This window comes from Ramlibacter sp., from assembly GCF_036383835.1.
Taxonomy (GTDB): Bacteria; Pseudomonadota; Gammaproteobacteria; order Burkholderiales; family Burkholderiaceae_C; genus Ramlibacter.
On the sequence record NZ_DASVNN010000035.1, the window covers coordinates 76,117 to 92,133 of the forward strand.

The following is a 16,017-nucleotide window of genomic DNA, read 5'->3' on the forward strand; positions in this document are numbered from 1 at the left end:
GGGGAGGGAGCAGATGCAGACACAAGAACATTTCGACGGCCTCGAGACCCGCAAGCCCGCCGAGCGCGAGGCGCAGCTGATGGCGGCGCTGCCCGCGCAGGTGGCGCATGCGAAGACCATGACCCGGGCCTTCGCCGGGATCCTGGCGCACGTCGATCCGGCGAAGGTGCACTCGCGCGAGGCGCTGGCGAAGCTGCCCGTCACGCGCAAGGGCGAGCTGCTGGAGCGGCAGAAGGCCCAGCGCGCGCAGGATCCCTTCGGCGGATTCGCCGCCGTGGTGCGCGGCCCCGCGATGCCGCACGTGTTCGCCTCGCCCGGCCCGATCTATGAACCGGACAGCGGCATCCGCGACTACTGGCGCGCCGGCCGCGCCATGTTCGCCGCCGGCTTCCGCTCCGGCGACCTCGCGCACAACTGCTTCAGCTACCACATGACGCCCGGCGCCTTCATCATGGAATCGGGCGCGCACGCGGTGGGCTGCACGGTGTTCCCCGCCGGCACCGGCCAGACCGAACAGCAGCTGCAGGTGATCTCCGAGCTGCGGCCCGTCGCCTATCTCGGCACCCCCAGCTTCCTGCGCATCCTGGTGGAGAAGGCGCAGGAGTCCGGCGGCGACATCTCCAGCATCAGGAAGGGCCTGGTCGGCGGCGAGGCCTTCCCGCCCAGCCTGCGCGATTGGTTCACCGAACGCGGCATGGACATCTACCAGAGCTATGCAACGGCGGACCTCGGCCTCATCGCCTACGAGACCGCCTCGCGGCAAGGCATGGTGATCGACGAGGGCGTGATCGTCGAGATCGTGCGGCCCGGCACCGGCGACCCGGTGGCGCCCGGCGAAGTTGGCGAAGTGGTCGTCACCAGCTTGAGCCCGGCCTATCCGCTGATCCGCTTCGGGACGGGCGACCTCTCGGCCGTGCTGCCGGGCGAGGACCCGACAGGCCGCACCAACATGCGCATCAAGGGCTGGCTGGGACGCGCCGACCAGACCACCAAGATCCGCGGCATGTTCGTGCATCCCGGCCAGGTCGCGGACATCGCCCGGCGCTTTCCGGAGATCGTGAAGGCGCGGCTGGTCGTCACCGGCGAAATGGCCAACGACGTGATGACGTTCCAGGTGGAAACCGCTTCGGCGCCGCAGGGGCTGGATGCGCGCATCGGCGAAGCGGTGCGCGACGTGACCAAGCTGCGCGCCGACGTCCAGCTGCTACAGCCGGGCACCCTGCCCAACGACGGCAAAGTCATCGAGGATGCGCGCAGCTACAAGTAGGTATCATCCCGCGGTTCAATACCGGAGACTGCGAATGAAAAAGCTGTACAAGACGCTCGTTGCCCTGTCCGTGGCCGCGACCGCCCTGGGCGCCGCCGCCCAGAACTTCCCCGACAAGCCCGTCACGATCATCGTTCCGTTCACCGCCGGCGGCCCGACCGACCGCGTGGCGCGCGACCTGGCCGAAGCCCTGCGCAAGCCGCTGGGCGGCGCCACCGTGCTGGTGGACAACGCAGCCGGCGCCGGCGGTTCGATCGGCGCCAACAAGGTCGCCAAGGCCAACGCCGACGGCTACACGCTGCTGGTCCACCACATCGGCATGGCCACCATGCCCACGCTGGTGCGCAACATCCCCTTCAAGGTCGAGACCGACTTCGAGTACGTCGGCATGATCAACGACGTGCCCATGACGGTGATCGGCAAGCCCACGCTGCCGGCCAACAACATGAAGGAACTGGCGGCCTGGGTGGCCCAGAACAAGGGCAAGGTCAACCTGGGCAACGCCGGCGTCGGCTCCGCCTCGCACCTGTGCGGCATGCTGTTCCAGCAGGCCCTGGGCGTGGAAATGACCTCCGTGCCGTACAAGGGCACCGCCCCGGCGATGACCGACCTGATGGGCGGCCAGATCGACCTGATGTGCGACCAGACCACCAACACCACCTCGCAGATCGAGGGCAAGAAGGTGAAGGCGTATGCGGTCAGCTCGCCCAAGCGCCTGACGACGCCCGCGCTGAAGGACCTGCCGACGATGCAGGAAGCCGGCTACAAGGGCTTCAACGTCAGCATCTTCCACGGCCTGTACGCCCCCAAGGGCACGCCGGCGCCGGTGCTGAAGAAGCTGAACGATGCCCTGAAGGTCGCCCTGAAGGATCCGGAATTCATCAAGAAGCAGGAAGGCCTGGGCGCCGTCGTCGTGAACGACAAGCGCGTCGAGCCCGCCGAGCACAAGAAGTTCGTGGCGTCCGAGATCGCCAAGTGGAGCCCGGTCATCAAGGCCGCCGGCGTCTACGTCGACTGATCGCCGACGCGATGCGCGCAAAGGCCGCCCTTCGGGGCGGCTTTTTTTTGCCCTGCACGATGGCATCATCCTGCGCACAACGAATCACCGGAGACATCCCTTGACCCGCATGCCTGCCTTCTCCCGCCGCACCCTGCTCGCCGCCGGCGCGCTGCTGCCCGCCGCTGCCTTCGCGCAAGCCGCCTGGCCCACCAAGCCGGTGCGCATCGTCGTGCCCTTCGCCCCCGGCGGCACCACCGACATCCTGGCGCGCGCGCTGGCGCCCGAACTGTCGAAGGCCTTCGGCCAGTCCTTCATCGTGGAGAACAAGCCCGGGGCCGGTGGCAACATCGGCGCCGACCTCGTGGCCAAGGCGGCCCCGGACGGCTACACGCTGCTGATGGGAACCGTGGGCACGCACGGCATCAACAAGTCGCTTTACAGCAGGATGCCCTTCGATCCGCAGAAGGACTTCGTGCCGATCTCGCTGGTGGCCGGCGTGCCCAACGTGATGGTGGTGAACAGCGAGAAGGCCGCCGCCCGCGGGATCCACACCGTCAACGACTTCATCAAGTACGCCAAGGCCAACCCGGGCAAGGTGAACATGGCCTCCAGCGGCAACGGCACCTCGATCCACCTGGCCGGCGAGTTGTTCAAGAGCATGGCGGGCGTGTACATGACGCACTTCCCGTACACCGGCTCGGGTCCCGCGCTCATGGGCATGCTGGGCGGCGACATGGACGTGATGTTCGACAACCTGCCTTCGTCGATGGCGCACATCAAGGCCGGCAAGCTCAAGGCGCTGGCCGTCACGAGCGCGGTGCGTTCGCAGGCGCTGCCCGACGTGCCGACGGTGGAAGAGGCCGCCCATCTCAAGGGCTACGAGGCCAGCTCCTGGTTCGGCCTGCTGGCACCCGCGGGCACGCCGCAGGACATCGTCAACCGCGTGCAGCAGGAGACCGCCAAGGCCCTCGCCACGCCGGCGATGAAGGAGCGGCTGCTGGCGCAGGGCGCCATCCCGAGCGGCAACACGCCGCAGCAGTTCGCCCAGCTGATCGATCGCGAGATCAGGAAGTGGGCGCCGGTGGTGAAGAACTCCGGCGCGAAGGTGGACTGAGCCGCGGGTGGCGCAGGTTTAAGGCGCGTTTCAGGTCGCTTCAGGACACGCAAGGCCTCGGGGCGGAGAGTGCAGGCTGTCCACCACGGAGAACACCATGCACGCGAGCGCCGCCCTGACCCTGCCACTGCAGTTCGCCGCCGTGCGGCGGCTCATCGGCGCGCTGGCGCCGGTCCGGACGCAGGCGAGGTCCGGATTCCCCCGCTCGGTGCGGCTCGCGCCGGGCGAGATGTGGATCCGCGGCGGCCTGCAGGGCGTCACGCTGATCTGCCGCAGCGGCTGCCTGTGGCTCACGCACGAGCACGAGAAGCAGGGCAAGGTGCTGCAGCCCGGCGACGCGCATCGGGTGGATCACCCGGGGCGCCTGGTCGCGCAGGCCCTGATCCCGGTGGAGCTGGCGGTCGTCGAAAACGAGTGAGCGCGGGGCTCACACGCCCCAGACGATTTCCTTGCCGGCGGCGCTCGCGCGCTTGAGCATGTCGACGAAGGGCACGGCGCGCTGCCGCAGGGACACCGCTTCGAAGCGGGGCGCCACCTGGCCCTTGGCCTTGGCTTCGTCGACGGCGGCCTTCTGCTCGGCTTCCTCGCGCTGGATCGCGGCGTCCAGCGCCTGCAGGGCGCCGGGCATGTCCTCGGGCAGGATGATGCCCTTGGGCCCGGCGTCCTTGCCGATGATCTCCAGCACGCGGCGGCCGTTCGGCTCCAGCATGATCAGGTCGCCGGTGGCCTTGGACTTGAACTTGTAAAGCATCGTCCGATTGTCAGCGATACATGTGGCCGCGGGAGAAGGGATAGGCCGACTGCGCGCCGCGCAAGGGGCCGGTGTTCATGTTGTTGTCGGGCCGGATCGCCAGGAACTGGTGCAGCGCGTTCCAGCCGCGCTCGAAGCTCATCGCGCAGCCGGCGAGGTAGAGGCGATAGGCGCGCAGCACCTTGCCCGCGTCTTCCGCCCCGTGCGTGCGCTCGAGTACCGCGCGCGCCTCTTCCAGCCGGGCTTCGAGGGCGTCCGACCACTCCCACAAGGTGCGCGCATAGTGGGGCCGGAGGTTCTCGGCATCCACCATCTCCAGGCCGCCGGCGGCCATCTCGCGCAGCACCAGGCTGGGATGCAGCAGTTCGCCGCCGGGGAAGATGTACTTGGAGATGAACTGGCCCATGCCGGCGCCCAGCTGGCCGGGCTCCAGGCACCCGGCGGTGATGCCGTGGTTCAGCACCATGCCGCCCGGCTTGAGCAGGCGGTGGATCTTGGCGAAGTAGGCCTGCATGTTGGCGTAGCCCACGTGCTCGAACATGCCGACCGAGGCCACCTTGTCGAAAGGCTGGTCCTCCGGCAGGTCGCGGTAGTCGAGCATCAGCATCTGAACCCGGCCGCCCAGGCCCCTTTCCTGGATCAGGCGGTTGACGTGGGCATGCTGGTTCTTCGACAGGGTGATGCCGGTGGCCTGCACGCCGTAGTTCTCGGCCGCCCACAGCAGCAGGCCGCCCCAGCCGGCGCCGATGTCCAGGAAGCGCTCGCCCTGGCGCAGCATCAGCTTGCGGCAGATGTGGTCGAGCTTGGCCTCCTGCGCCTGCGCCAGCGACATCTGCGGCTCGCGGTAGTAGGCGCAGGAATAGACGCGGCGGGGATCGAGCCACAGCGCGTAGAAATCGTCGGAGACGTCGTAGTGGAACTGGATCTGCTCGGCGTCCTTCTGCGGCGTGTGGGCGGCGATCGAGCGCGCCTTGCGCATCATCTGCACCCACCAGCCGGCACCGTCGTCCGGCACCGGACTGCCGGGCAGGAGCGCGGCGGCGGCCCCCATGACGTCGCGCATGGTGCCTTCGATCTTCACCCGCTTCTCGACGAAGTCCTCGCCCAGCTTGCCGATCTGGCCGGTGGCCAGCGCGGCCACCGTCGACCAGTCCGGAAATTCGAGCCTCACGGGCGCGTCCGCCGGGCCGACACGCTGCCCCCCGGGCAGGGCGACCGACAGGGGAACGGGCAACTCGGCGAACCGGTGTTCTAGTTTCTGGACCAACGATTCCATGGGAAACATTCTTGCCAAGGCAACCCATCCGGTCAACCGCCGAAGGGCGCATCGGGTTGCGACCCGATTTGTTCATGCCTAAACTATTCAGGCCCAACCGAAAGGATCCGCATGGACATGGAAGCGCGCGCGCACAGCGAGCACCCCGAGGCGCTGCGCCTGTGGCTGCGCCTGTTGACCTGCACCCAGCTGGTGGAGAAGCAAGTGCGCACCCTGCTGCGGGAGCGCTTCGATACGACCTTGCCGCGCTTCGACCTGATGGCGCAGCTGGAGCGGGCACCCGCCGGCCTCAAGATGAACGAGCTGTCGCGCCGCATGATGGTCACCGGCGGCAACGTCACCGGGATCACCGACCAGCTGGTGGCCGAAGGCCTGGTGGAGCGTATCGACGTCGAGGGCGACCGGCGCGCCTACCGGGTGCGACTGACGTCAAAAGGCCGCAAGCAGTTCAACGACATGGCCCGGCAGCACGAGGGCTGGATCGTGGAGGCCTTCGCCGGCCTCAACGAGAAGGACCTGGCCACCCTGCACAGGCTGCTGGGCAAGGTGAAGGACCAGGCGCTGGCGCGCCAGGAGACGGCCTCATGAAGGCGCCTTCCGCCCAGGGCGACCGCTTCGTGCACGACCGCCTGCCGCCGGCCGCGCAGTGGCCCGAGCTGCGCTACGACCGGCAGGAGCTGCAGTTGCCGGCGCAATGCAACCTGGTGGAGCAACTGCTGGATCGCGCGCCGGACCAGGGCTGGGGTGAGCGCCCGCTGCTGCGCTCCTCCAGGATCGTGCTGTCGTACGCCGACGTGCGCGACCGCGTCGACCGCATCTGCCGCGTGCTGGTGGACGACCTGGGAATGGTCCCCGGCAACCGGGTGCTGTTGCGCGGCGGCAATTCGATCGGCATGGCGCTCGCCTGGCTGGCGGTGGTCAAGGCCGGCGGCATCGCCGTCGCCACCATGCCGCTGCTGCGCGCGCGAGAGCTCGGCGACATCATCGACAAGGCACGACCCACGATCGCGCTGTGCGACGTCCAGCTGCTCGAGGAACTGGAGCTCGCGCGCCGCGAGCGCCCGGTGCTGCAGACCGTGGTGCCCTTCAACGCGCCTACCGAGCCGGGCTCGCTGGCGGTGCGCTCGGCGCAGAAGGAGGGCGGGTTCAGCGCGTGTCCCACGGCGGCCGACGACATCGCCATGCTGGCCTTCACTTCCGGCACCACCGGCCAGCCCAAGGCCGCCGTGCACACGCACCGCGACATCCTGGCCGCCTGCGAGGCCTGGCCGCGCCACGTGCTGAAGGCGACGCCGGAGGACATCGTGGTCGGCACGCCGCCGCTGGCCTTCACCTTCGGCCTGGGCGGCCTGCTGGTGTTTCCGATGTGGGCCGGGGCCTCGGTGTACTTTCCCGATGCGCCGTACACACCGGAGTCGCTGGTGCGCACCATCGCGGAAGTGGGCGCGACGATCTGCTACACCGCGCCGACCTTCTACCGGCAGGCCGCGCCGCTCGCGCGCGCGCTCGGTGTCGGCCGGCTGCGCCTGTGCGTGAGCGCCGGCGAAGGCCTGCCCGATGCGACGCGGCAGCTGTGGAAGGAGGCGAGCGGCATCGAGATGCTCGATGGCATCGGCGCCACCGAGATGTTCCACATCTTCATTTCCTCGCCGCCGGCCGAAGTGAAGCGCGGCGCCGTCGGCAAGGTGGTACCCGGCTACCAGGCGAAGGTGGTGGACGACGAAGGCCGGGAAGTGCCGCGCGGCACCATCGGCAGGCTCGCCGTGATCGGCCCCACCGGCTGCAGGTATCTGGCGGACGCGCGGCAGGCGAACTACGTGCAGGACGGCTGGAACTACCCGGGCGACGCCTTCCTGCAGGATGCGGAGGGCTACTTCGTCTACCAGGCGCGGGCCGACGACATGATCATCACGGCCGGCTACAACGTGGGCGGGCCGGAGGTGGAGGACGCGCTGCTGCAGCATCCCGCCGTGGCCGAATGCGGCGTGATCGGCAAGCCCGACGAGGAGCGCGGAATGATCGTCAAGGCCTTCTGCGTGCTCAAGCCGGGGCAGACCGGCGACGCCGCGATGGTGCGTGCGCTGCAGGACCACGTGAAGGCGACCATCGCGCCGTTCAAGTACCCGCGGGAGATCGCTTTCGTGGGCGCGCTTCCGCGCACGGAGACGGGCAAGCTCCAACGGTTCAAGCTCCGCCAACTGTAGGCCGGGGTCGGGGTAGGCTGGGGTGCAACCCCAGCAACGCGCAAAGCGCTGGGGTTGCACCCCAGCCTACGAAACCTCCGTAGGGCGGGGTGAGCCCGCAGGCGAACCCCGCCGCAAGGTGCCCCACGCGAACGCGCAAGCGAGCGCCGCGCTCCCCGCAATCCCCGCCAGCATCGGCACCGGCTCTCGATTCGCGAACGCGCTGAGCAGCCCCATCACCGCGATCCCGCACACGAAGTGCAGCGTTCCCCCCAGCGCCGACGCCGCCCCGGCGATGCTGCCATGCTCCTCCATCGACAGCACCATGGTCGCCGGGATCACCAGGCCCAGCGCGCCGTAGCCCACGAACAGCAGCCCCAGCATCACCGCGAGGTCCTGCACCCCGGTGAGCTGCACCATGAAGGCGATCGCCATCAGCACCGCATAGATCGTCACCGCCACCTTCACCATGCGCGCCAGCCCGAAGCGCTCGCCCCAGCGGCCGGTGAGCTGCGACGCGCCGATGAAGGACGCCGCGTTGGCCGCGAAGGCGACGCTGTACTGGCGCGGGGTCAGTCCGTAGTGCTCGATCAGCACGAAGGAGGAATTGGCGAGATAGGCGAAGAAGCTCGCCACGCCGAAGCCGCCGATCAGCGACAGGCCGACGAAATGCGGATCGCGCAGCAGCACCGCGTACGACTGCAAGGCGCTGCCGAAGCTGCTGCCCACGCGCTCCTCGGGCGGACGCGTCTCCGGCAGCGCCTTGAACAGCAGCACGACCGCGAACACCGCGGCCACCACCACCGCCCAGAACACCGCGCGCCAGCCGAAGGCCTCGATCAGCAGGCTGCCCGTGAGCGGCGCGAGGATGGGCGAGACGCTGAACACCAGCATCAGCATCGACATCAGGCGTGCCGCGTCGGTGCCGGTGTGCAGGTCGCGCACCACCGCGCGCGGGATCACCATGCCGGCGCAGGCGCCGAGGCCCTGCACGAAACGCATGGCGATCAGCGTGGTCACGTCCGGTGCCAGCGCGCAGCCGATGCTGCCCAGCCCGAACAGCGCCAGCCCGAAGTAGAGCGGCCGCTTGCGACCGAGCATGTCGGAGACCGGTCCATACACGACCTGGCCCGCGCCCAGCGCGATGAAGAACACGATCAGGCTCGCCTGCACCGCCGCCGGCGACGCGCCCAGCGCCTGCCCGATGGAAGGCAGGGCCGGCAGGTACATGTCGATGGCGAAGGGGCCGACGGCGGAGACGAGGCCCAGCACCAGGGCCAGGCCGAAGAAGGAACGTTGCATCCGCAGATTGTGCTGTGCCGCCGTCAGCCGGGCCCGAGCGAGACGGCCCCCGACTTCGCCAGCACGCGCGAATACAGCACGGTGTCCAGCAGCCGCCCGTCCTTGGTGGCGGCGCTGCGCAGCACCGCGTCGCGCGTGAAGCCGGCCTTCTCCAGCACGCGCATCGACGCCGGGTTCCACTCGAACACCTGGGCTTCGAGCCGGGCGAACAGGCGTTCGGCCGCGATGCGCGAGGCGAGCGCCCGCGCGGCGGCGGTCGCGATGCCGTGGCCCCAACAGGCTTCGCCCAGCCAGTAGCCGAACTGCGCGGTGCCGCAGAAGATGCCTTCGCCGGCGATCGCGCCGATACCGCCGGCCGCCTCGCCGTCGACCTCGATCGCGAGCTGGATGCTGGCGCCCGGATTCGCCGCGATCCGCAGCCAGAGGTCCGCATCCTCCGGCGTGTAGGGATGCGGGAAGGTGTGCGTCATGTTGCGCCAGACGCGGCGGTCGTCGGCGTGGCGCACCAGGTTCGACTTGTCCGCCGCTCGCCAGGGGCGCAGCACGCAGTTCGGCAGCTCGGTGGCCAGCTGGGTCATCGGCGGCAGTATGCCGTCCGGCGTCCGGCCGCGTGCGCATCTCCTCGTCCGCCGCCCGTATCATCCGCCCATGCCTGCCTATGCATTCGAGGCGCTGGACGCGGAGGGCGCCACCCAGAAGGGCGTGGTCGAAGCCGACACGGCCCGGGCGGCGCGCGGCCTCCTGCGCGGCCGCGCGCTGGTGCCGCTGGAGGTCAAGCCGGTCGCCGTGACGGACCGCGCGGGCAGCGCCGCCGCGCGCAGCCTGTTCCAGCGGCCGGTCTTCAACGCCACGGGGCTCGCGATCTGGACGCGCCAGCTCGCCGGCCTGGTCGGCTCCGGCCTGACGCTGGAGCGCGCGCTGACGGCGCTCGCCGACGAGGCCGACAACGAGCGGCAGCACCACCTGGTCGCCGCGCTGCGCGCCGAAGTCAACGCCGGTTCTTCCTTCGCCAAGGCGCTGGACCGCTTTCCGCGCGAGTTCTCCGACATCTACGTCGCCGTGGTCGGCGCCGGCGAACAGAGCGGCCACCTGGGCCTGGTGCTGGAGCGCCTGGCCGACGACCTGGAGGAGCGGCAGTCGCTCAACGCCAAGCTGCTGGCGGCCACGCTCTATCCCGCCATCGTCACGGGCGCGGCGATCGTCATCGTGCTGCTGCTCATGACCTACGTCGTGCCGCAGGTCGCGCAGGTGTTCGCCGGGACCAAGCGCGCGCTGCCGCTGCTCACCGTCGTGATGCTCGGCCTCAGCGCGTTCGTGCGCAGCTGGGGCCTGGTGCTGCTGGGCGCCGCGGTCGTGGGCGTCGTCCTGCTGCGCCTGGCCCTGCGCAATCCCGATTTCCGCCAGCGCTTCGACGCCGGCTGGCTCGGGCTGCCGCTGGTGGGGCGCCTGTCCCGCGGCTACAACGCCGCGCGCTTCGCCGGCACGCTGGCGATGCTGGCCGGCGCCGGCGTACCGATCCTGAAAGCCTTGCAGGCCGCTGCCGAAACACTGGGCAACCGTGCGATGCGGGCCGACGCGCTCGACGCCCTGGTGCTGGTGCGCGAAGGCGCGCCGCTGGCCTCGGCGCTGGCGCAGAAGAAGCGCTTTCCCGGCCTGCTGGGAATGTTCGCGCGCCTGGGCGAGCAGACGGGCCAGTTGCCCGCCATGCTGCAGCGCGCCGCCAACCAGCTTTCGGCGGAAGTGCAGCGGCGTGCGCTGCAGCTCGCCACCCTGCTGGAGCCGCTGCTGATCATCGGCATGGGCGTGATCGTGATGCTGATCGTGCTGGCGGTGCTGCTGCCGATCATCCAGCTGAACCAGTGGGTACGATAGCCCCCATGGCGACCCCGACCCTCGACGACAAGCTGGTGGTGGCGATCTCCTCGCGCGCCCTGTTCGACTTCGAGGAGGAGAACCGCGTCTTCGAAGGCGGCGATCCCGACGGCTACATGAAGCTGCAGCTGCAGCGGCTGGACCAGCCGGCCGCGCCGGGCATCGCCTTCTCGCTGGTCAAGAAGCTGCTGGCCTTTAACGACGGCGGCGCCCAGCGCGTCGAGGTCGTGGTGCTGTCCCGCAACGACCCCGTCTCCGGCATGCGGGTGTTCCGCTCGGCGCAGGCCAACGGCATCCACCTGGAACGCGGCGTGTTCACGCAGGGCCGCTCGCCCTTCGGCTACCTGCGGCCGCTGAAGGCCACGCTGTTCCTCTCGGCCAACGCCGACGACGTGCGCGGCGCGCTGGCGGCGGGCTTTCCCGCGGCGCGGGTGCTGACCGAGTCGGTGCGGGCCAGCGCGAGCTACCCGAACGAAGTGCGCATCGCCTTCGACGGCGACGCGGTGCTGTTCTCCGACGAGGCCGAGCGCGTGTTCCAGAAGAGCGGGCTGGAGGCCTTCCAGGCGCACGAGCTGACCAAGGCGGCGCAGCCGTTGCCCAGCGGCCCGTTCAAGCCGCTGCTGGCGGCGCTGCACCGGCTGCAGAACGCCGGCAATTCGCGCATGCGCATCCGCACGGCGCTGGTGACGGCGCGCAGCGCGCCCGCGCACGAGCGCGCCATCCGCACGCTGATGGACTGGAAGGTCGACGTCGACGAGGCGATGTTCCTCGGCGGCCTGCCCAAGGGCGAGTTCCTGCGCGAATTCGAGCCGGACTTCTTCTTCGACGACCAGACGCGGCATGTGTCGCATGCGGCGCTGCATGTGCCGGCGGGACATGTGGCGGCAGGCATCGCGAACCTGGTCAAGTGACCGCACGGGTGCCTGTCATTGCGGGCTTGACCCGCAATCCATGGATCCCGGGTCAAGCCCGGGATGACAAGTTTGTAGGGTGGGCAAGCTTTGCTGGCCCACCATCACCCGATCACCGTCCCCGCGCCTCCCGCCGCGCGATCCAGATCGTCGACGCGCAGATCACCACGCCGCCGATGAGCGTCGAGTTGCTCGGCGCATCCCCGAACGCCAGCCAGCCGATCAGCGTGGCCCACACCAGGTCGAGGAACTTCACCGACTGCGTGGCCGAGATGTCCGCCACCGCGTAGGACCGCGTCAGGCAGTAGTGCGCGGTGCTGCCCAGCAAGCCGCACAGCAGGAACAGCAGCCACTGCGCGGGTCCCGGCATCTGCCAGTGCAGCAAGGCCAGCGGCAGGCTGAACGCCGTCACCGTGATCGCCTGCCACACCACGATCACTTCCGTCCGCTCGTAGCGCGTCAGCGCCTTGGTCATCAGGAAGGAGGCGGCGAACACCGGGGACGACGCGAGCATCACCAGCGTGTACAGCCCGCCGCTGCCCGACAGCTTGGGACCGACCACGATCAGCACGCCGGCAAAGCCGATCGCGGCGGCGAGCCAGCGCTCCCAGCGCATCGGCTCCTTGAACACCAGCACCGCGCCCAGCATGATGAAGATCGGGCCGATGAAGCCGATGGCGGTGGTGTCCGCGATCGTGATGTGCGCGACGGCGATGAACCACAGCACCAGTCCCACGGTGTGCACCGCGCCGCGGGCGAACTGGCCGACGACGTTCTTCGGCCGGTAGGCTGCCAAGCCACCGCGCAGCACGAAGGGCAGCATCACGACGAGGCCCATCAGGTAGCGCAGGAACTGCGTCTCGAAGGGATCGAGCGCGATCGACAGGCCGCGCATGATCGAGTTCAGCACCACGAACAGGAAGCCCGCGGTCGTCGCCCACAGCAGGCCGCGCACGCCCGGGTCGAGCCGCGACATGCGCCAGTGCGCCACCTGCGCGCGGCGCGTGAGCGGGTTGCGCTTGCGGGGTGGGCTGCCGTCCATGGGAGCAGCCACTATAGGGGCTGCGCGGGAAGGGATACGAAAGTAGACGCGGTGCGTCGGGGTTCGGCGCTGCGCGCGCTCACCGCCGACCTACGTCGGTTGTCATTGCGGGCTTGACCCGCAATCCATGGATCCCGGGTCAAGCCCGGGATGACAACGAGTGGGCCACTACCCGCCGGTCTTCACCACGATCCGCCCGCGCACCTTGCCGGCCATCAGATCGTGGGCCGCCTCGATCGCCTGCTCGAGCGGAATCTCGGTCGTCATGCTCTCCAGCAACTGCGGATCCAGGTCCCGCGCCAGCCGCGTCCATGCCTGCTCGCGCAGCGCCATCGGCGCCATCACGCTGTCCACGCCCAGCAGCGCGATGCCGCGCAGGATGAAGGGCGCCACGGTCGCCGGGAAATCCATGCCCTGGGCCAGGCCGCAGGCCGCAACGGCGCCGCCGTAGCGCGTCTGCGCGCAGGCATTGGCCAGGGTGTGGCTGCCCACGGCGTCGACCACCGCGGTCCAGCGTTCCTTCTGCAGCGGCTTGCCGGGCGCGGCGAGTTCGCTGCGATCGATCACCGACGCAGCGCCGAGCGAGCGCAGGTAATCCACCTCGGCCGCCTTGCCCGTGGCCGCCACGACCTTGTGGCCCAGCTTCGCGAGCAGCGCCACCGCGACGGAGCCGACACCACCGGTCGCACCCGTCACCAGAACTTCGCCGTCGCCGGCGCGCACGCCGTGCCGCTCGAGCGCCAGCACGCACAGCATGGCGGTGTAGCCGGCGGTGCCGATCGCCATCGCCTGCTTCGCGCTGAACGCGGCGGGACGGCGGACCAGCCACGGGCTCTTCAGCCGCGACTTGCCGGTGAGGCAGCCCTTGTGCGTCTCGCCGACGCCGAAGCCGTTCAGCACGAAAGCGTCGCCCTGCTTCCAGTGCGGCGAACTGCTTTCCAGCACCGTGCCGGAGCCGTCGATGCCCGCCACCATCGGCCAGCTGCGCACCACCGGCGACTTGTTGGTGATGGCCAGGCCGTCCTTGTAGTTGAGCGTGGAGTACTCCACCGCCACCGTGACGTCGCCTTCGGGCAGGAAGGCATCGTCGACCTCGCGCACCGCGGCGCTGAATTCGGGGTCCTTCTGCAGGACGAGCGCTCGGACCATGGATGCCTCCTTCGCGTCACGCCACGTGGCGCCGCAACACCTTCACCAGCTGGCTGCTCGTGTTGCGCAGCCTCTGCGCCAGCAGCTGCGTGAGCTTGACCAGCAGCCTGGCACCGATCTCGGGCCGCGCTTTCACCAGCCGCGCCACCGCACCCTTGTCCAGCACGGCGGCCTCCACTTCGCTCAGCGCCCAGCAGCTCGCATAGCGCGGCTCGCCGTCGAACATCGACATCTCGCCCAGCACCGCGCCCGTGCGCAGCACCGCCAGGCGGGTGTTGTCCTTGCGCTCCTCGGTGTCGGCTTCCGGGCCGATGCGCTTGCCGACGTCGACGGTGCCGCGCAGCAGCAGCATCATCCAGTCGCTCACCTCGCCTTCGACGATCAGCATCGTGCCCGGCTGCGCGCGCACATGCAACATCAGCGAGCCCACCACATCGACTTCCTCGGCGCTCAGGTCCTGCAGCAGCATGCTCTGCTCGCACAGCTCGGGCCACCGCGACAGGCGCTCGCAGCAGCCTAGGATCTCCAGGCCCTTGGCCCGCATCTGCTCCTCGAGGCCAGGCTTGTCCATGGGATCAGCGCTCGCGCAGCCAGGCCGCCAGGTCGGCAGCGGCGGCATCGACGGCAGCGGTGAGCGCCCGCACGCCACCGGGCGCGTCGGCACTGGGCGCGGGCCGGCGCACGTCGAAGCTGCGCTGCGCCAGCAGGCGCTCGCCGCCACTCGTGTTCTCCAGCAGCGTGGCGCGCAGGCGCAGCACGCCCTGGCTCTCGCGCGGCGAGTCGAACAGCTGGCTGAACTCCTCCAGCTCCACCCGCAGCACCGGCGGCGGGGTGCCGCCGCGCCGCGCAAGGGCGGCGGCTGCCGATTGATCGAGCACCGGCCGCTCGCGACCGAGCACGTCGCGCAGCCGCTGCCGGACCAGCTGGCCCGGCGCGGCGCTCCAGCGCGCGAAGGCATAGGGGCGCAGCTGGTACGGGTCCTCGTACCCGAGGCGGTACAGCAAGGCCGTGGTTTCCAGCACGCCGCTCACTTCGACTTCGGGCAGCAGCAGCGCGGGACGCTGCGGCACCGTGGCGGTGGCGGCGGCCGCGGCCGGGCCGAAGTCGTACATGGTCTGCGCCTTAGGCTTGTCGGGCAGGCTCTTGCAGCCCGCCAGCGCCACGCCCAGCAGCACGACGGCGCGGCGCCGCATCATCGGCGCACCCCCGGCGCCTGGAATCCGGGTTCGCCGGGGCCGGGGCGGATCGGGCCTTCTCCGTAGATCAACATTTGCGGGTTGTCGGTGAGGTCGTTGATCGCGCGGTTCACGGTGCGCGCCGTGCGCGTCACTTCGTCGGTGACGCGGTTGATGCGCGGCAGGCTGGTCACGCTGAAGGTCTCGGCGGCATGCGCCAGGGCATCGGTGCCTTCGCTCACGCGGTCCAGCGCGCCGCCGGGCGCGTTGATCTTCTGCGCGGTCTGGCCGAACTGCGTGGCGGCCGCGCCGATCTGGTCGATGCTGCGCTGGGCGCCGCGGAAGGTGACGGTCGCCTCGGCGATGGCGGGATCGAGCCGTTGCCGCACCGTGTTGTCCAGGCGCGCCGTGAGCTGGTTGGCGCCGTGCGCCGCCGTCGCGATGTTCTCCAGCGCCGCGGCGATGCGCTTCTGGTTGTCGTCGCCCAGCAGCGTGTTGACGCGCCCCGTCACCTGGTCGACCTTGTCCAGGATCACTTCGCCCTTCTCCTCCAGCCGCGCCAGCAGGCCGGGCCGCAGCGGGATGCGCGGCGGCACTTCGTCGTTGGGCACCAGCTTGGGCGCGGGCTTGCCGTCGTCGGACAGCTGGATGAACGCGAGGCCGGTCACGCCCTGGTAGCTGAGCGTGGCGAAGGTGTCGCGCGTCAGCGGCGTGTCGCGGTCGATCTCCATGCGCACCAGCACGCTGCCGTTGGCCTTCGGGTCGAAGCCGATCTTCTTCACCTTGCCGACGTCGACGCCGCGGAAACGCACCGGCGCCTGCTCCTGCAGGCCGGTGACGGTCTCCTTGGTGGAGATCTCGTAGGGGTCGCGGATGCCCGTGTCGCGCGTGAGCCAGGCGGCCAGCGCCAGCACCAGGACGGTGAGCGCCGCCACGAAGATGCCGGCGGCCAGGGCGTGGGCCTTGTTTTCCATG

General features: G+C 69.9%; 17 protein-coding genes. 8 read left to right on the forward strand and 9 right to left on the reverse strand.

Translation table 11 applies throughout. The features are described from left to right. Positions 1–13 precede the first annotated feature (13 nt). From VF522_RS06070 to VF522_RS06085, 4 genes are all read left to right on the forward strand, one after another. Positions 14–1,267, forward strand: a complete 1,254-nt coding sequence (locus VF522_RS06070; protein ID WP_330907337.1) for a phenylacetate--CoA ligase family protein — start codon at positions 14–16, stop codon at positions 1,265–1,267. 34 nt (positions 1,268–1,301) lie between these two features. After that, entirely contained in the window at positions 1,302–2,285 is a 984-nt protein-coding gene (locus VF522_RS06075) for a tripartite tricarboxylate transporter substrate-binding protein (RefSeq protein WP_330907338.1), read from the forward strand. Positions 2,286–2,394: 109 nt separating this feature from the next. After that, a complete protein-coding gene (locus tag VF522_RS06080; protein ID WP_330907413.1) occupies positions 2,395–3,381 on the forward strand; it encodes a tripartite tricarboxylate transporter substrate binding protein in 987 nt (328 codons plus the stop codon). A gap of 97 nt (positions 3,382–3,478) precedes the next feature. Beyond that, positions 3,479–3,799: a DUF2917 domain-containing protein gene (locus VF522_RS06085; protein WP_330907339.1), complete on the forward strand. Its 321-nt coding sequence runs from the start codon at positions 3,479–3,481 to the stop codon at positions 3,797–3,799. Positions 3,800–3,808: 9 nt separating this feature from the next. Here VF522_RS06085 and VF522_RS06090 read toward each other — a convergent pair whose 3' ends face one another. Continuing rightward, a complete protein-coding gene (locus VF522_RS06090; RefSeq protein ID WP_330907340.1) occupies positions 3,809–4,132 on the reverse strand; it encodes a DUF1840 domain-containing protein in 324 nt (107 codons plus the stop codon). 10 nt (positions 4,133–4,142) lie between these two features. After that, positions 4,143–5,408 (reverse strand): class I SAM-dependent methyltransferase, encoded by a 1,266-nt coding sequence (locus VF522_RS06095; protein ID WP_330907341.1) that lies wholly within the window; start codon positions 5,406–5,408, stop codon positions 4,143–4,145. Between the two features lie 111 nt (positions 5,409–5,519). Between VF522_RS06095 and VF522_RS06100 the strand changes: the two genes are divergently transcribed. Then, positions 5,520–5,996 (forward strand): MarR family transcriptional regulator, encoded by a 477-nt coding sequence (locus VF522_RS06100; RefSeq protein ID WP_330907342.1) that lies wholly within the window; start codon positions 5,520–5,522, stop codon positions 5,994–5,996. Next, complete coding sequence (locus VF522_RS06105; protein ID WP_330907343.1) at positions 5,993–7,612, forward strand: AMP-binding protein; 1,620 nt, start codon at positions 5,993–5,995, stop codon at positions 7,610–7,612. The genes VF522_RS06100 and VF522_RS06105 overlap by 4 nt, the downstream gene beginning before the upstream one ends. A 66-nt stretch (positions 7,613–7,678) precedes the next feature. Here VF522_RS06105 and VF522_RS06110 read toward each other — a convergent pair whose 3' ends face one another. Both VF522_RS06110 and VF522_RS06115 read right to left on the reverse strand, forming a co-directional pair. Then, positions 7,679–8,893: a multidrug effflux MFS transporter gene (locus VF522_RS06110; protein WP_330907344.1), complete on the reverse strand. Its 1,215-nt coding sequence runs from the start codon at positions 8,891–8,893 to the stop codon at positions 7,679–7,681. A 23-nt stretch (positions 8,894–8,916) separates the two neighbouring features. Next, the gene (locus tag VF522_RS06115) at positions 8,917–9,471 is read right to left on the reverse strand and encodes a GNAT family protein (protein WP_330907345.1); all 555 of its coding nucleotides are present in this window, start codon (positions 9,469–9,471) and stop codon (positions 8,917–8,919) included. A 70-nt stretch (positions 9,472–9,541) separates the two neighbouring features. Between VF522_RS06115 and gspF the strand changes: the two genes are divergently transcribed. Next, positions 9,542–10,765, forward strand: coding sequence for a type II secretion system inner membrane protein GspF (gene gspF, locus VF522_RS06120; protein WP_330907346.1), 1,224 nt, complete (start codon positions 9,542–9,544; stop codon positions 10,763–10,765). A 5-nt stretch (positions 10,766–10,770) separates the two neighbouring features. Then, on the forward strand, positions 10,771–11,676 hold the full coding sequence (locus VF522_RS06125; protein ID WP_330907347.1) for a 5'-nucleotidase: 906 nt from the start codon (positions 10,771–10,773) through the stop codon (positions 11,674–11,676). A gap of 112 nt (positions 11,677–11,788) precedes the next feature. On the opposite strand, the gene VF522_RS06130 is transcribed toward VF522_RS06125, so the two are convergent. From VF522_RS06130 to VF522_RS06150, 5 genes are all read right to left on the reverse strand, one after another. Beyond that, complete coding sequence (locus VF522_RS06130) at positions 11,789–12,718, reverse strand: DMT family transporter (protein WP_330907348.1); 930 nt, start codon at positions 12,716–12,718, stop codon at positions 11,789–11,791. Between the two features lie 168 nt (positions 12,719–12,886). After that, positions 12,887–13,867, reverse strand: a complete 981-nt coding sequence (locus VF522_RS06135) for an MDR family oxidoreductase (protein ID WP_330907349.1) — start codon at positions 13,865–13,867, stop codon at positions 12,887–12,889. A gap of 16 nt (positions 13,868–13,883) precedes the next feature. Beyond that, positions 13,884–14,438, reverse strand: a complete 555-nt coding sequence (locus VF522_RS06140; RefSeq protein ID WP_330907350.1) for a cyclic nucleotide-binding domain-containing protein — start codon at positions 14,436–14,438, stop codon at positions 13,884–13,886. 4 nt (positions 14,439–14,442) lie between these two features. Continuing rightward, positions 14,443–15,063 carry an ABC-type transport auxiliary lipoprotein family protein gene (locus VF522_RS06145; RefSeq protein WP_330907351.1) on the reverse strand — a complete coding sequence of 207 codons (621 nt, stop codon included), beginning with the start codon at positions 15,061–15,063 and terminating at the stop codon, positions 14,443–14,445. After that, positions 15,060–16,016 carry an MlaD family protein gene (locus tag VF522_RS06150; protein ID WP_330907352.1) on the reverse strand — a complete coding sequence of 319 codons (957 nt, stop codon included), beginning with the start codon at positions 16,014–16,016 and terminating at the stop codon, positions 15,060–15,062. Before VF522_RS06150 ends, VF522_RS06145 begins: the two co-directional genes overlap by 4 nt. Position 16,017 lies beyond the last annotated feature (1 nt).

Coding starts and splice junctions, on each gene's coding strand:
- VF522_RS06070 (WP_330907337.1), top strand. CDS start 14: ATGCAGACACAAGAACATTTCGACGGCCTCGAGACCCGCAAGCCCGCC.
- VF522_RS06075 (WP_330907338.1), top strand. CDS start 1,302: ATGAAAAAGCTGTACAAGACGCTCGTTGCCCTGTCCGTGGCCGCGACC.
- VF522_RS06080 (WP_330907413.1), top strand. CDS start 2,395: ATGCCTGCCTTCTCCCGCCGCACCCTGCTCGCCGCCGGCGCGCTGCTG.
- VF522_RS06085 (WP_330907339.1), top strand. CDS start 3,479: ATGCACGCGAGCGCCGCCCTGACCCTGCCACTGCAGTTCGCCGCCGTG.
- VF522_RS06090 (WP_330907340.1), bottom strand. CDS start 4,132: ATGCTTTACAAGTTCAAGTCCAAGGCCACCGGCGACCTGATCATGCTG.
- VF522_RS06095 (WP_330907341.1), bottom strand. CDS start 5,408: ATGGAATCGTTGGTCCAGAAACTAGAACACCGGTTCGCCGAGTTGCCC.
- VF522_RS06100 (WP_330907342.1), top strand. CDS start 5,520: ATGGACATGGAAGCGCGCGCGCACAGCGAGCACCCCGAGGCGCTGCGC.
- VF522_RS06105 (WP_330907343.1), top strand. CDS start 5,993: ATGAAGGCGCCTTCCGCCCAGGGCGACCGCTTCGTGCACGACCGCCTG.
- VF522_RS06110 (WP_330907344.1), bottom strand. CDS start 8,893: ATGCAACGTTCCTTCTTCGGCCTGGCCCTGGTGCTGGGCCTCGTCTCC.
- VF522_RS06115 (WP_330907345.1), bottom strand. CDS start 9,471: ATGACCCAGCTGGCCACCGAGCTGCCGAACTGCGTGCTGCGCCCCTGG.
- gspF (WP_330907346.1), top strand. CDS start 9,542: ATGCCTGCCTATGCATTCGAGGCGCTGGACGCGGAGGGCGCCACCCAG.
- VF522_RS06125 (WP_330907347.1), top strand. CDS start 10,771: ATGGCGACCCCGACCCTCGACGACAAGCTGGTGGTGGCGATCTCCTCG.
- VF522_RS06130 (WP_330907348.1), bottom strand. CDS start 12,718: ATGGACGGCAGCCCACCCCGCAAGCGCAACCCGCTCACGCGCCGCGCG.
- VF522_RS06135 (WP_330907349.1), bottom strand. CDS start 13,867: ATGGTCCGAGCGCTCGTCCTGCAGAAGGACCCCGAATTCAGCGCCGCG.
- VF522_RS06140 (WP_330907350.1), bottom strand. CDS start 14,438: ATGGACAAGCCTGGCCTCGAGGAGCAGATGCGGGCCAAGGGCCTGGAG.
- VF522_RS06145 (WP_330907351.1), bottom strand. CDS start 15,063: ATGATGCGGCGCCGCGCCGTCGTGCTGCTGGGCGTGGCGCTGGCGGGC.
- VF522_RS06150 (WP_330907352.1), bottom strand. CDS start 16,016: ATGGAAAACAAGGCCCACGCCCTGGCCGCCGGCATCTTCGTGGCGGCG.